We start from the raw sequence: 14,048 nt of genomic DNA on the forward strand, positions 1-14,048 counted from the left end.
CCATGGGGCTCACCTCTGCGCAGCTGGAGATCGTCGACCTCACCCCGAGAATCGGCAGCGAAATCAGAACCGATCTCGACACGCTGCTGAGCGGGCGGGAGGCGTCGACGATCCGCGACGTTCTCGAGCGCCGCGGCGTGGTCTTCTTCCGCGGGCTGGACATCGGCGACGAGGAGCAAGTCGCCATCGCCAAGACGCTCGGCACGCTCGTCGCCAACGAGGGCCAGGGCGGCATCAACAAGATCTCCCTCGACGAGAAGGTCAATCAGCGCGCCAGATACCTGCAGGGCTCAATGTTCTGGCATTTCGACGGATCGCTGCAGCCGCTGCCCAACCTGGCCACGCTGCTGCGCGCGGTGCAGCTCTCCGAGACCGGGGGGCAGACCGAATTCTGCAACACCTACGCGGCCTACGACGACCTTCCGGATGCCGACAAGGCCACGATTGCCGATCTGCGCGTGGTGCACAGCGCGGAGCGCTCGCAGTATTACGTCACCCCGGAGATGAGTTACGACGAGGTGGCCTTCTGGCAGAAGTCGCCCACCAAGGCGTGCCCGATCGTGTGGACCCATCAATCCGGGCGCAAATCCTTGCTGCTGGGCGCGACGTCGGATTACGTGATCGGCCTGCCGGTGGAAGAAAGCCGCGCACTGCTTGCGCGGCTTCGTGATTGGGCCACCCAACCGCAGTACGTCTACCAACATCAGTGGCAGCCCGGTGATCTGCTCATCTGGGACAACACCGGGACCATGCACCGGGTGTTGCCGTATTCGATCGACAGCGGCCGCCTCATGCACCGAACGATTCTCGCGGGTGAAGAGCCACTGCAGTGAAGCTCGGTATCGCCACCCCGGTCGTCACCAATGTCGCCGGAGCGCCGCTGGAATGGGAGAGAGACGCCGGCATCGAGGACATCGGCCGGGTCGCCGAGGTCGCGGATCGGCTCGGCTATCACCACATGACCTGCAGCGAGCACATCGGCATGCCCTCGACCGAATCGGGTCGGCGCGGGGCTCGCTACTGGGATCCGCTTGCGACGTTCGGTTACGTTTCGGGGCGCACCAACCGAATTCGCTTCGCCACGATGACGTTGGTGCTGGGATACCACCATCCGCTGGCGATCGTCAAGCGTTACGGCACCCTCGACCATGTCAGCAATGGGCGGGTGATCCTCGGTGTGGGCGTCGGTTCGCTCAAGGAGGAGTTCGACCTTCTGGGTGCGCCTTTCGACGACCGGGGCGCCCGCGGTGATGACGCCCTGCGGGCGCTGCGGGCGGCGCTGCCCAGCAACGAGCCGGTGTATCACGGTGAGTTCTACTCATTCGGCGGGCTGACCGTGGACCCCTGTGCGGTACAGCCGCGTATGCCGATCTGGGTCGGCGGGCGCACGCGACGATCGCTGCGGCGTGCGGTTACCCTCGCGGACGGATGGTGCCCGTACTATGTGTCGATCCACACGGCCGCGGACTGGTTGCGGCAGTTCGAATTACCGTCGGAATTCGAGGTGGTGATGCCCGCGGAGCAACCCCTGGATCCGGCCGGTAAACCTGAAGCGACACAGGATACGTTGCGGGAGTTGGCCGAAGGCGGAACCACCACCCTCTCGGCTCGCTTCGTCCACCATTCGTTGCAGCATTATCTCGAGCAACTGCACGCCTTGATCGAACTGCACCGCGAAACCTTCGGTGCGGACGCGCAGACGCAGTAGACAGGAATCCCATGACCACCAGGACCGCCGACGACCTGTATTACGACCCCTGGGACGTCGACCTCAACGCCGATCCGTATCCGATGTTCCGGCGCATCCGCGAGAACGCGCCGCTGTACTACAACACCGAACACGACTTCTACGCGCTGAGCCGGTTCGATGACGTCAACCGGGCACTGGTCGACCACCAGACCTTCAGCTCCGCGCGGGGCGTCGTGCTGGAGATCATCAAGGCGGGCATCGAAATCCCGCCAGGGCTCCTGATTTTCGAAGATCCGCCGGTGCACGACATCCACCGCAGCTTGCTCTCCCGCGCGTTCACCCCCCGCAAGATCAACTCCCTCGAGCCGATGATCCGCGAGTTCACCCAGCGTTGCCTGGACCCGTTGGTCGGCGGTGACCGCGTGGACTTCGTCCAGGATCTCGGTGCCATCATGCCGCTGCGCGTGGTGGGCATGCTGTTCGGCATCCCCGAGGACTACCAGCGCCGGGTGCAGCAGGACGGCGAGAAGTTCGTCCGGACCAAGCGTGGCGGGCGCATGACGGACAACACCGATGCCAAGCTCGCCGACGGAGAGGTCTTCGCCGACTTCATCGACTGGCGCACAACCCATCCCGCGGACGACCTCACGACGGAGCTGCTGAACGCCGAGTTCGAGGACGAGAAGGGGGTCACCAGGAAGCTGCACCGTGATGAACTGTTGATGTTCATGAAGGTCGTCGCGGTGGCCGGCTCGGAGACGACCACGCGGTTGATCGGCTGGTCGGGCAAGCTGCTGTCCGAGCATCCCGATCAGCGCCGCCGGCTGGTCGACGACCGATCGCTGCTGCCCGGCGCCATCGAAGAGCTCTTGCGTTTCGAGCCACCCGCGCTGCAAGCGGCGCGGTACGTCACCCGCGACATCGAATTCCACGGCCAGACGGTGCCGGCGGGGAGCGCGATCCTGACGCTGATCGGCGCGGCCAACCGCGACGAACGGCGGTTCGGCGAGAACGCGGAATCGTTCGATGTGACCAGGATGCCGCGTCAGCACCTGACGTTCGGGGTGGGTGCGCACTACTGCCTCGGCAACGCGCTGGCGCGGATCGAGGGACGAATTGCGCTGGACGAGATCATGAATCGGTTCCCTGACTGGGAAGTCGACCTGGATGCCGCGGTGTTCTCCTCGTCCTCGGCGGTGCGCGGCTGGGACAGCATGCCCGCTCACGTTTAGGTGGCAAGGCGTTCGAGTTTCCGTAGCCCTTTAGCTGTTGGTCCACCGATCGAACGCGGCCTCCACGTCCGGGCAGAATGTTCCGACAGCAGCGCCCATGATCTGGCCGGCCTGCGCCGACGCGAAGCCATTGCCCGCGACTGTCGGGTAGATCGTGTCGAAGTCGGTGCCACCGCGCGCCTGCTGGCAGACGTTGTTTCCGATGTCGACCATCCTCCCCGGGTTGTCGTACGGCACGTGCAGCACGTTCAGCGTGTGCAGGTAGGCGCCGACCGAGATGGGATCGGGGTCGGCGTTCGCCGTCGACACGGGCGACGCCAGGCCGGCCAGTGCGGCCGCGGCCAGCGCTGACCTGAACACGATCGTGCGAATCATGGAATGCTCCCATCGATGCGTGAGCGCGTTCCGCTGTGCGAAACACGTTGTCGTGGGGACCGATTCACCACGTCGTGAGGGAGCCTACTGCTGCGTCTGGCGTCGCGATGCCCGTTTGCTGCATTCCGGCCCTGAAATACCTCAGGACTCGATCGACGAGTTGTGCCTCAGCTGTTTTCGATGATCCACGTGGTGGTGAAGCGCAGCATCTCGGGGATGCCCTTGGACAAATCGGATCCGATGGTTTTCTCGAGCTTGCCGCCCACCAACGGGATCTTGACCTCCACCCTCAGGGTGGTGTGCAGTTGTGAACCGCCGTCATCCGTCGGCGCCAGCCGGGATTCCGCACGGCCCGACCCCAACCCGCCCGACGCCGAGACGCTGATGTGCCCGCGCACTTGGCTGTCGCCGTCCGGTCGCCACGTCTCGGTCTGCACGATTTTCACGTCAGCGGTGACGAATTTGGCGACCATCCCGGGGAGAATCTGACGGCCCAGGTGCTGGGTCGTGCGCACCGTCACCGCGCCGTCGGCGTCGGTCACCAGCGAATCCAACGTGGCGTCGGCGGAGCCGGCCGCGATGCGGGCCAGCCAGTACTCCTCGCGACCGAACGCGGCGTGTATCTGTTCGACGGTGGCGGACGACTCGGTCGAGACGTCGAATGAGCGCGACATATCCGCCCATTCTTGCAGAGGCCCGGCTCACGGTCGTTCAAAGTGCTGGTAGTCGACGGGCGATGCCCACTCGCCGCCCCACCGCCAGCCGCGGTCGGTGAAGATGCGCACGGCCGCGTCCCCGCCGTGCAGGAGCCCCGGGTCGCCGCGGCTGCGGTCCAGATACTCCGTCGCGTTGTGCGGTTGGAACGTGCCGTCGGCGTAGACGCACGGGTTGAGACGCGGATTCAGATCGATGGCGCGGCCGTAGGCGTGTTGAGACCAGTGCTCGCTCCACGGGATGCCTCGGCAGTTGAACGCTGAGGTGTTGTCGTCCTCCATGGAGAGCTCATCGTCGGCCGCCGGGTAGCGGTCCGCAGAGCGGATCTTCTCGATCGGAAATCGCGCCCGGTAGAGCTCCGCGAAAACCGTGATGACCTCCGGCACCAGGTCCTGGTGCACGATCAGCTCGCCGCGATGGGTGCCGCCGTCGAAACCGACGTGGTCAACCTCGACTCGTCGTAGCTGCGCGGGGTCCACCGGGCAGCCCGGCCGCCAGCTGGCACCGAGCTCCGCGGCGGTGACCGGGCGAACGTCGCCAGCGGTGGGTGGCGACGACGGGTCGGCGGCTGATGACACGGCGGACGCAGGCCTGGCCGCGGGGCGTGGCGGAGCGGCGGCGCATTGCGTCAACGTGGTACCGGCGGCCATCGCGCCCGCCAGCACGGCGACCCACCGCCTGCCGGAGGTCACTGGGGATGGGTCCTCACCGCTTGCTCCATCGCGACACGACCCGTCGCGACCGGGTGTCGCGAGACAGGTCCGGCGCCAACGCTACTGGATGCCGCCAGGGCGCCGACTTACCCTTGCCCTATGCCGGTAGTCAGTGGCAGGTGGAAGTTCTGGCCATCCTCGCTACGCAAGACGGTCGTGGTAGCAATTGTGTTGCTCGCCCTCCTCGCCGTTTCGCCGTGGACGTTCACGGCACGCACGCCGGTAGCCGACCGCCCAGAGCAGCCCGCGCGGACGCCCGCACAGACACCGCCGCCCGCCGCGGCGCCGACCGCGGCTCCCGCACCCGAATTCGCGACCATCTCCACGCTGATGAACGACGCGATCGCGGCAGGCGGGCTGCCGGGCGGCGTGGTGATGGTCGGGCACGACGGCAAGGTCGCCTTCCACCAGGCGTACGGGTCGCGCAAACTCGCGGGCGAACCGGGGCTGGACGGCTCGCCCGCACCCGCGGAGCCGATGACCGAGGACACGATCTTCGACATGGCGTCATTGACGAAGTGCCTCGCGACGGCGGTCGCCATCATGCAGCTCTACGAGCAGGGCAAGGTGGCGTTCGACGACCCGGTGCAGAAATATCTGCCCGACTTCAACGCTACGAACGATCCACGGCGGGCACAGGTCACGGTGCGCATGCTGCTGACCAACACGTCCGGCGAGGGGATCGATGTGAGTCTGGCAGACCCGTGGGGGCTGGGCGGACCTGACAAAGCCGAAGGCATTCATCGCGCGCTCACCACCCCGCTGCAGTCGGGTCCCGGTGAGCTCTTCCGATACTCGGACATCAACTACATCCTGCTGGGCGCGCTGCTCGAGAAGACCACCGGCGAGGCCGAAGACGCCTACGTGCAACGCAATGTGTTTGCGCCGCTTGGCCTGCACGACACTCGCTATCTTCCCGTCGCCAAGGCCTGCGGGCCCCACACGATCCGAGGAGCAGCGGTTGCCTGGGCCCCCGCGGCGGCGGGGGATGAGCCGACGACTTGTCCCTCAGGTACCTGGAGCACCAGCCTGCTGCCGCGAATCGCGCCGACGGCGCGCGACGAGGAAAGCAGAGACGATCCGAGCAAGAATCCGAATTTCTTTGCCCTGCTTCGGGGTACGGTGCATGACCCGACGGCACGCCGGATGGGGGGAGTCGCCGGCAATGCCGGCATGTTCTCGACGGCACACGATGTCGGCATCTTTGCGCAGGCGCTGCTTGACCGGCTGGCCGGTCGCCCGAGCGAGTTTCCTTTGCGGCCAGAGACTCTCGCGCTGATGACGACCCCTCAGCAGCCGGGCCATACCGCCGATCAGGTTGTGGCGGCAAACCGTGCCGATCAACGAGCTCGCACTCCGAGCTATCCGGCGATCGAAGGGCAAAGCCTGTTTGGTTTCGGCTGGGACATCGACACGGCCTTCTCCAGGCCGCGCGGGACGGTCTTTCCCGTCGGCAGCTTCGGCAACACCGGATTCACCGGAACCACGCTGTGGATGGACCCAGGTTCGAATACGTATGTCATCCTGCTGTCGAACTCGATCCACCTGCGGGGCAGCCCGCCGATCTCGCACCTCAGGGGTGCGGTGGCCACGGCTGCGGCGCAGGCTCTGCGCCTCTATGGCGCCGAGCCACCGGCATCGGCGCCCGCCCCACGGAAAACGCCGTAGCTCCTTGTCATTTCACACAGGGGATGCCGTCGGCGGTCATCCGCGACAGGTTGGTAGCCGCAGGCTGCTGCGTGCCCGCGCCGGTGGCGGGCACGGTGGTGACGGGCGCTGTGGCGGTCGCGGTCGACGATTCCGACGTAGAATTGCGGGTCTGGTCGAACCGGGAGAAATCGGTCCCGACGGTCAGCCGCACCGTGTTTCGGGCGACGCTGTCGGATGCGGTCGCCGTTATGTCGTACTGATCGGCGAGCTCGGTGGCCGCTACCTTCGCGCCCGCTCCGTAGGTGATAGTGCTCGTCTCGATGGTGGAGTCGGCCGTGCTGACCTTGCCTTCATTGAATTTCCCAGTCGCCAAGAGCATTTGGACAGTTGCCGCCTCACCCTGCCGGCCCGAGGCATTGACGACGTCCAGCGCGACGCTGCCGGAGGTGGTCGGCGTGCCGCCGTCCGGTCGCGCCGCCGTGCTGGCGCTGCTCGTCGAGGGCGCGCTGGACGAATCGGTGCCCACCAGGTTATGCACGATGGAGCGGATGGTGGGTAGGTCGATGAAGTTCACATAGGCGCCGTCCGAGAGTTGACCGAAGCTGGTGACCGGCAGCGTGTACAACACCACTGGTCGGTTGGGGAATGCCAACGCATTACGAATGAATTCGTCGAAGTCGAAGCCGGCGTCGACGGCGACGTTCTGCTTGGCGACGTTCAGCAGGGCATGCAGTTTGGTGGGGTCGGACAATGTCCCGCCGCGGCGCATCGCGCTGACCACCGAGACGATGAAGGCCTGCTGGCGCCGGCTTCGATCAAGGTCGGTGAACGCCGCGTCGTTGGGATCGCGGCGTTGCCGGACGAAGGCCAACGCCTGGGTTGCGCTGATCTGTTGGACGCCGCTATGAAAGTCCGCGCCGGAGTAGTAGCGGTCCGACGTGTCCGCGCTGAGGCACACCGTGATCGGTTCGACCACCCGGGCGAGTTGGAAGAACCCGGCCAGGGTGACTTCGATGAAATGATCGATCGGGATCTGCAGAAGGCTTTTGACGGTGCTGATTTCGGCTCTGCGGCCCGCTTCCCGCGCCGCCTGTTCTTTGGCCGTCGCGTCCTGCCCCTGAAGGGGCGTCGTATTCGGCTGCGAGCCTGCGGACGCGCGACCGGCCGTTACGCGTTGGTAGGCGTAGCTGTAGGCCTCCTTGATCTTGCCGCGGCAGTCCGAGGTCGGGCATCCGGCCAGATCGACATAATCGTCGCGGGGAATCGAAATCGCCGTCGCCGGACCGCCGCCGGCGGGCAGGTGAACCACGATGAGCGCGTCGGAATCGCCGTCAGCGGAATCCTCGTTGCCCGCGTGCAGCGCGTCGTAGATGTCGGGCGACAGCGGCTGCCCATGCTGGTCACGGCGGCTGTCCAGACCCATGATCAGGATGTTCTGGTCGCTTCCGGTCGACGCGGGTTCACCGGCCAATGCCTCGGATTTGGTGATGCCCGCCGACGCGTTGCGGTAGGCGTGCCAGGCGACGCCGATGACGGCGACCACCACCAGGGAGACCAACGCGGCCAGCACCTTGGCACCGGCCACCATCCTATGGTTGCGGTGCAAGCGATTCCGGGACTCGGCCGTCGGTGAATCGGCTTCTTCGCCAGGCGGGCCCGCTCGACGCGTCATGACAGATCTGAGAATAGCCAGGTCGCGGCGCTTCAAACCGGCGGGGTCGCGGCGCTTTGGCCCCGGATCGGACGGTCCGCTACGCCTGCTGCTCAACTTCCAACAGCCGCAACGGATGCAGGCCGTCGACGTTGCCGACGAACGGCGGATGGATGCTGTAGCCGAGCATCCGGCGAATGTCATCGGAGACCGCCCGGGCGATGTCGCGCGATATCGACAGGGTGTAGGCCTCCATGGGCCGCAGCCACGGTTGGCAGTACTGGGCGGTCACGGCGAGCCGCTCGCGGTCGGTGTTGTTGGCGCCGCCGCCGTGCCAGAGGGTACCGACGAACAAGACGCACGAGCCGGCGGGCATGGCGACGGGTAGGGCCCGATCTTCGGGCCCCGGCCGGCGCTTGCCCCAGCGGTGGCTGCCCGGGTAGACGACGGTGGCGCCGTTGTCGGCGGTGAAGTCGTCGATCGCCCAGATCGTCGCGGCGGCCAGCGGCTCCCGGGGGCGCGGAATCGGGTAGAAGCCGTCGTCGTGGTGCGCCAGTTGCGCGGCCTCGCCGGGCTGAATGTTGATGGCCTGCAACGCCGAAAGCAGGTAGTTGGGCATCAGCAGCCGATCGAGCACCGCCAGCACCCGCGGGTCATCGACCAGCCGATCGCACACCCGGGTCCGGCTCAACACGCTGTAGATGCGCTGGGTGCGCAGGCCCTCGAAGGAGTTGCGTCCGGTGTGTCCCAGCCAGGGACGGACAACTTCACGGATCTGGGAGCACTGCTCGACGGTGAGCAGGTTCTCCCAGATGACGTAGCCGTCGCGATCGAGTGCGGCCATGTCGGCCTCGACGATCGCGCTGTCCACCGCACTTCCACCGGTCGGCGTCCGCTTGTAGCGCTGCGCCAGGTCGCCGCGCAGGTCCTCCAGCGTGGTGACGGAGTCGTCGTCGATGCTCATTGGTGCTCGTCCTTAGTCCACGGGCGCTTCTGCCCACACTAGGCCGAGTTCGGCTCAACCCACACTTAAATCGCCGACCGGTCAACCCCGAAGGCCGGTGATGAACCGCTGCACGCTGCGGGTCAGCGACCGTGGCACGTGGTCGGGATCCATCAGGTCGTTCTCCGCCAGCGGGCCCGCCTCGTTGGCGACCGTTCGCTCGGTAAAGGGCCGCAACGTCTTGCCGTCTCCGCGAAGTGCGTCGATCGCCGTCAAGACCGACCGGTGTTCGCCGATCGCGCCCTCAAACTCGCCCACCGAAACGCCGAGATGCTCTGCCATCAATTCGCTTCGCGCCGAATGGATTTCGCGGCGGACGTCGTCGTGTTCGGAATTGGCCGGCTGCGCCTCGATCGCGACGTCGCACTCGCTGTCGAAGCCCATCGAGCGGTTGTTGAAGTTCGAGGAGCCGATGCGCAGCAGCCGATCGTCGACCACCAGCACCTTGGAATGGATATAGATCGGGGTCCCGCCGTCGGTCGCCGGCCAGTAGACGCCCAGCCGGCCGTGATCGTCGGCTTCCCACAGCAGCCGAATGAGGCGATGGCGGGCGCTGTCCATGGTTCCGCGCTCGAGCGGGTTGTTCCCTCGGCGGGCCAGCACGATGACGATCTCCGGTCCGTCGTCCTCGCGCAGCCGCGCGGCCAGCGCCTGGGCGATGGTCCGGGAGGCCAGGTATTGGTTCTCCACATAGATGGTGTGGCGCGCCGCCGCGATGGCGGCCAGGTTGAGCGCCTCCACCTCCCGGACCTCGGGGCGGTCTTCGAACTCCGGCACGGTGCGTGCGATTCCGACGTCGACGTTGCGCAGGCTCGGTTCCAGCTTGCTGGGCCAGGTGCTGTGCTTGGCCTCGACAGGCGCCAACGAGTGCTTGGTCGCGGTATGCCACCTGGCCAGGGCCTGCTCGCCCAGGGCCCGTGCGGCCGCACCGTCGACGGCCAGGCCGACATCGTGACGCGGCCCGTACCTGCGCCCCGCCGTGCGGCGGTGAGGGTTGTCATGCGCGTGTGCACGCGTGTCCCATCGTTCGAGCGTCAGGTCGATGCCGCCGCAGAACGCCACCGCATCGTCGACGACCACGATCTTCTGATGATGCACGGAGCCGATCGGGTGGGCGCCGTCGATGGCGAAATGCATTCGCCTGCTGCTGATCTGATTCAGCACCGACACCGGTGTCAGGCCGACCCAGATGCCATCGAAGGCCGGCAGCAGACGCAGGTTGGACTTCAGCAGGTAGATGTCGAGGCCCGGCCGTTTCCACAGCATCCAATAGAGGAACGCGCCCAGCTGGTTCGGCCCGGGAAGCGTCTTCTCGCCCCGCTCGAACGTCACCCTGGAATCGAAGTCCCAGCCGATCAGCATGATCCGATGGCGGGCGCGCAGCATCGCGGCCTTGACGTGCTTGAAATAGTCGGCCGCGTCGATGATGGCGGCGAACCGGTCGGCCCGTACCGTGCGCCAGCAGGTCTGGCCGGGAGTCAGGAGTCGGTCGTCGTCCACGCCGGGGCTCTTAACGATGTTGCTGGGACAGCGCGGACATAGCCACTGTGTACCACATGGGGCCCGAATTCAGGGTCCGTGCGGAATCGGAGCCCGGCGGCCCAACGTGGGCGTTCGCCGCCGTTATACACAGCCGGAGGGGCTCGGCAGGACAAGGGCGCCGATCTATATGAGGATGAGGCGATGCGAATGCTGCTAGTGCTTGCGGGCTGCGCCGCCCTCGCCGGTGTGGCCGCGCCCGCGTACGCCGACCCGGTCGGCACCTCGGGAGCCGATGCGAGCTTCATCGCCGCGCTCAACCAGGCGGGCATCACCTATCAGGACCCCGCCGCGGCCGTCGGGGTGGGTAAGCGGGCGTGCCAACTGATGGACGAGGGCAGTCCCCAGGTCGAGGTGATCAAGAGCGTGTCGTCGAGTAATCCGGGATTCACGGTGGACGGCGCCGCCCAGTTCACCATGATCGCGGCGAGCGCCTACTGTCCCCAGCACCTCGGGCAGCACGTCAACCAGGCACCGCAGCCCGCGCCGACGCAGCCGTCATCGCCGGCCGTCGACCTTCCGCCCCTCACGCCGGGGGCCGCTTAGCGGGCCCGGTCCGGTTGCACCACAACGGGATTCGCCCGTTAGGCCGCGGCCTCGAGGGTGAGCAGGATGCGCTTGGCTTCCACGCCCCCGAGATAGCCGCCCATCGCGCCGTCGCTGCGCACCACGCGGTGGCAGGGCACCACGACCGGTAGCGGATTGGTGGCACACGCGCTGCCGACGGCGCGAACCGCGTTGGGATTGCCGGCCAGCTTGGCCACCGCGGCATAGCTCGCGGTGTGGCCGTAGCCGATCTCGGGCAGCCGACGAAGCACGGTGTTGCGGAATCCGGCCGAGAGCCGCCAGTCCAGCGGCACGCCGAAATCGCGGCGCTTGCCGGCGAAGTACTCGTCGAGTTGCCTTGCGGCCGTCTCGAGGCGGCCGGGCGCGAGCAGGATGCGCGGGCTGATCCTGTCGGCGAGGCTTTGCAGGACGGCGTCGTGCCCCTCGCTGGCGTAGGCGACGCGGACGAGGCCGAGTTCGGTGGCCGCGATGAGCAAGGGGCCGACCGGGCTGTCGACGATGCGGTAGGCGATGTCGAGGAGGCCCTCGGCTTGCGCGGCGGTGGCGAGTCGGGCGTGCAGCGCGCCCAGGTCGCCGGCGGTGGCGGCGGTGGCCTGTGCCAGTTCGCGGGCCAATTCGTGTTCGGTGCTCATCGAATTTCTCCTGTCCCGGTCGGGCCGGCGGCGGCGCCGGGGTATGTGCGTCTGAGGGCGGCGATGCCGTCGGCGGCGGCGCGCCGGGCGGCGTCGGGACTGCCGCCGAGGATGGCGGCGATCTCGGAATAGGGCAGGCCGGCCAGGTAGTGGTAGGCCACCGCCTGTTTCTGTTTGGCGGGCAGTCGCGCCAGGGCGTCGGCCAGGTCGTCGTCCCTGTCGGGATCCGCCGGGCCGGCAGTCTCGGGGACCTCGTCGGTCGGCACCGCACGTCGCGCCCGCGCCCGGGTGAGGTCGACGGCTTTGCGGTGCGCGATGGTGACCAGCCAGGCCTCGACGTTGGCGTCCGCGGGCAGGTCCGGGTAGGCGCGCAACGCGGACAAAAAGGTCTCCGACCAGGCATCGTCGGCGTCGACCGGCCCGACGATGGCGCGGCATACCCGCAGTACGACAGGACCGTGGTCGACGACCACCGCCTCGAACGGTCGTTTGGCTGTCACGCTGTGTAGACGTCTCGCCGGGGAAGTTTGTGAGATGGCCCCAGTGTCGAACACCGCACGCGGCGGCGGGAGCGACTACACGGACTGGAAGCTGCGCTCCACCTCGGAGCGGCTGCGAACCTGATCGGTACCCAGTACGTAGGTCGGCAGGGTGTGGGGGACCGTGGTGCCGCCCTTGACCCTGGCCTGGGCCTGCCGGAATTCCGGCGTGGGCCCGGATGCGGCGTTGATCCCGTTGATGATGGACCACACCGCCGTGCGACGGGCGGTGCGTTCGACGATGTTGCAGTCGCGGTGCTGCAGCATCTGCTTGGCCCATTTCGGCAGGGTGTCGCGGATGGCCCAGTCGACGGCAGCCTGCGGCATGTGGACGTTGGGGCCCGTGCCCATCGCTTTGCCATGGGTGACAGCCAGTTTGGGCAAGTAGGATTCCAGGCACTCGAGCGTCTCGGCCTTGGTGGTCGGCAGGTCGGTGCCTCCCAGCGCGTGTCCGACGCGGACGAACTCACCGTAGTAGCGATCGAGTTTCTTGCCGCGCAACGGCATTGGGTGATAGAGCTCGTGCGTGGTGGCCAGGCCCCAGACGACCGTCGCGTAGTTCCAGCGCAGCCACTCGGGGTCGTCGGCGTCGTAGCGGGCCCCGTCGGGGCGAGTGCCCTTGATGGTGTGGTGCATCGCGCGCACCGATTTCGCCAGGCGCTCAGCGGTTTCCGTTGACCCATATGCCGTGCCGATGAAGAACGCCACCGAGTGGCCGAGGCGTGTCGCGGCGCCCTCTGGATCGATCTGGGGCACTTGCGATATCGGGTTTCCGTTGCTGTCCCGCTTGATCAGTCGCGAGTGGTGCATGCCCATCCAGTAGATCGACGGGTCCAGGGTCTCCATGAAGGCGGCGCACTGCAGACCGAAGATCAGCGCGGGTAGGTGCGAATGGACGCGCCACACGGCGCTGCCGGGGCCGAACCAACCCGGATCGCCGACGGGCGCGGCGAACTCCATGCCGCGGAAAAAGTACCGCCGCATGTTGTCGTCCAACCGTTTGTTGATCAGCTGCCCGACGATTTGGTGTGGCAGAAACACAGCGCACTCCCTCGAAACTTCTGGTCACGACTGTAACCAGAATAAGATTTGGCTACAGGTGTGACAAGACCCGCGCCATCCCGACTTAGGCTGTAGGGATGTCGAGTCCCACCCGGTGGGCCGGTATACCGCTCAAGGACCGCCGCGCCGAACGACGTGCGCTGCTGGTCGAGGCCGCCTATCGACTGTTCGGCAGCGGCGGTGAGGCGGCCGTCTCGGTGCGTTCGGTGTGCCGCGAATGCGGGCTGAACACGCGGTACTTCTACGAAAGTTTCGGCGACACCGACGATCTGCTCGGCGCGGTCTACGACCGGGTGAGTGATCAGCTCGCCGAAGTGATCGAGGCCGCCATCGAGCGGGCGGGGGATTCGCTCGGCGCCCGGACCCGGGCCGGCATCGCGGCGGTGCTGGGCTTCTCGTCCGCCGATCCGCGCCGCGGCCGGGTGCTGTTCACCGACGCGCGCACCAACCCGGTGCTGGCCGCCCGGCGCCGCGCCACGCAGGACATGCTGCGCGCGGGCGTGCTGACCGAGGGCTGGCGTCTGAACCCCGATTCCGATCCGGTGGCCGCGGAGGTCGCCGCCGCCCTGTACACGGGCGCCATGGCCGAGCTCGCGCAACAATGGCTCGCCGGGCATTTGGGCACTGACCTCGATGTCGTCGTCGACTATGCGCTGAAACTGGTGCTGCGGTAGGCAGGGC

Annotated in this window: 15 protein-coding genes; 6 read left to right on the top strand and 9 right to left on the bottom strand. The window is 67.1% G+C overall.

The features are described from left to right. Positions 1-2 precede the first annotated feature (2 nt). The 3 genes from ACYQ8K_RS04255 to ACYQ8K_RS04265 are packed head-to-tail and all read left to right on the top strand — an operon-like array spanning position 3 to position 2,922. Positions 3-833, top strand: coding sequence for a TauD/TfdA dioxygenase family protein (locus ACYQ8K_RS04255; RefSeq protein WP_459967132.1), 831 nt, complete (start codon positions 3-5; stop codon positions 831-833). Continuing rightward, the gene (locus ACYQ8K_RS04260; RefSeq protein WP_459967133.1) at positions 830-1,708 is read left to right on the top strand and encodes a TIGR03619 family F420-dependent LLM class oxidoreductase; all 879 of its coding nucleotides are present in this window, start codon (positions 830-832) and stop codon (positions 1,706-1,708) included. Before ACYQ8K_RS04255 ends, ACYQ8K_RS04260 begins: the two co-directional genes overlap by 4 nt. Positions 1,709-1,719: 11 nt before the next feature. Further along, positions 1,720-2,922: a cytochrome P450 gene (locus ACYQ8K_RS04265; protein ID WP_459967135.1), complete on the top strand. Its 1,203-nt coding sequence runs from the start codon at positions 1,720-1,722 to the stop codon at positions 2,920-2,922. Between the two features lie 30 nt (positions 2,923-2,952). Here the strand turns inward: ACYQ8K_RS04265 and ACYQ8K_RS04270 are convergent, their stop codons facing one another. The 3 genes from ACYQ8K_RS04270 to ACYQ8K_RS04280 form a co-directional block, all read right to left on the bottom strand. Beyond that, on the bottom strand, positions 2,953-3,297 hold the full coding sequence (locus ACYQ8K_RS04270; RefSeq protein ID WP_459967136.1) for a DUF732 domain-containing protein: 345 nt from the start codon (positions 3,295-3,297) through the stop codon (positions 2,953-2,955). Positions 3,298-3,464: 167 nt separating this feature from the next. Next, positions 3,465-3,971: a DUF2505 domain-containing protein gene (locus ACYQ8K_RS04275; protein ID WP_459967138.1), complete on the bottom strand. Its 507-nt coding sequence runs from the start codon at positions 3,969-3,971 to the stop codon at positions 3,465-3,467. Between the two features lie 27 nt (positions 3,972-3,998). Then, positions 3,999-4,661 (bottom strand): M15 family metallopeptidase, encoded by a 663-nt coding sequence (locus ACYQ8K_RS04280; protein ID WP_459967289.1) that lies wholly within the window; start codon positions 4,659-4,661, stop codon positions 3,999-4,001. A 162-nt stretch (positions 4,662-4,823) separates the two neighbouring features. On the opposite strand from ACYQ8K_RS04280, the gene ACYQ8K_RS04285 reads away from it, so the two are divergent. Continuing rightward, on the top strand, positions 4,824-6,392 hold the full coding sequence (locus ACYQ8K_RS04285; RefSeq protein WP_459967139.1) for a serine hydrolase domain-containing protein: 1,569 nt from the start codon (positions 4,824-4,826) through the stop codon (positions 6,390-6,392). A gap of 7 nt (positions 6,393-6,399) precedes the next feature. Here the strand turns inward: ACYQ8K_RS04285 and ACYQ8K_RS04290 are convergent, their stop codons facing one another. The 3 genes from ACYQ8K_RS04290 to ACYQ8K_RS04300 all read right to left on the bottom strand — a co-directional run bounded on the left by ACYQ8K_RS04290 (position 6,400) and on the right by ACYQ8K_RS04300 (position 10,528). Beyond that, positions 6,400-7,962, bottom strand: coding sequence for an LCP family protein (locus tag ACYQ8K_RS04290; protein WP_459967291.1), 1,563 nt, complete (start codon positions 7,960-7,962; stop codon positions 6,400-6,402). 163 nt (positions 7,963-8,125) lie between these two features. Next, positions 8,126-8,989 carry a phytanoyl-CoA dioxygenase family protein gene (locus tag ACYQ8K_RS04295; RefSeq protein ID WP_459967140.1) on the bottom strand — a complete coding sequence of 288 codons (864 nt, stop codon included), beginning with the start codon at positions 8,987-8,989 and terminating at the stop codon, positions 8,126-8,128. Positions 8,990-9,070: 81 nt separating this feature from the next. Next, the gene (locus tag ACYQ8K_RS04300) at positions 9,071-10,528 is read right to left on the bottom strand and encodes a phospholipase D-like domain-containing protein (protein WP_459967141.1); all 1,458 of its coding nucleotides are present in this window, start codon (positions 10,526-10,528) and stop codon (positions 9,071-9,073) included. Between the two features lie 183 nt (positions 10,529-10,711). On the opposite strand from ACYQ8K_RS04300, the gene ACYQ8K_RS04305 reads away from it, so the two are divergent. After that, positions 10,712-11,113, top strand: a complete 402-nt coding sequence (locus ACYQ8K_RS04305) for a DUF732 domain-containing protein (protein ID WP_459967143.1) — start codon at positions 10,712-10,714, stop codon at positions 11,111-11,113. 38 nt (positions 11,114-11,151) lie between these two features. Here the strand turns inward: ACYQ8K_RS04305 and ACYQ8K_RS04310 are convergent, their stop codons facing one another. The 3 genes from ACYQ8K_RS04310 to ACYQ8K_RS04320 form a co-directional block, all read right to left on the bottom strand. Further along, positions 11,152-11,766 (bottom strand): methylated-DNA--[protein]-cysteine S-methyltransferase, encoded by a 615-nt coding sequence (locus ACYQ8K_RS04310; RefSeq protein ID WP_459967145.1) that lies wholly within the window; start codon positions 11,764-11,766, stop codon positions 11,152-11,154. Further along, entirely contained in the window at positions 11,763-12,266 is a 504-nt protein-coding gene (locus ACYQ8K_RS04315; RefSeq protein ID WP_459967146.1) for an RNA polymerase sigma factor, read from the bottom strand. Before ACYQ8K_RS04315 ends, ACYQ8K_RS04310 begins: the two co-directional genes overlap by 4 nt. A 75-nt stretch (positions 12,267-12,341) precedes the next feature. Beyond that, positions 12,342-13,346 carry an oxygenase MpaB family protein gene (locus ACYQ8K_RS04320; protein WP_459967148.1) on the bottom strand — a complete coding sequence of 335 codons (1,005 nt, stop codon included), beginning with the start codon at positions 13,344-13,346 and terminating at the stop codon, positions 12,342-12,344. A 98-nt stretch (positions 13,347-13,444) separates the two neighbouring features. On the opposite strand from ACYQ8K_RS04320, the gene ACYQ8K_RS04325 reads away from it, so the two are divergent. Beyond that, positions 13,445-14,041, top strand: a complete 597-nt coding sequence (locus tag ACYQ8K_RS04325) for a TetR/AcrR family transcriptional regulator (protein WP_459967150.1) — start codon at positions 13,445-13,447, stop codon at positions 14,039-14,041. The last annotated feature ends 7 nt before the right edge of the window (positions 14,042-14,048 follow it).

This window comes from Mycobacterium sp. MUNTM1, from assembly GCF_054660795.1.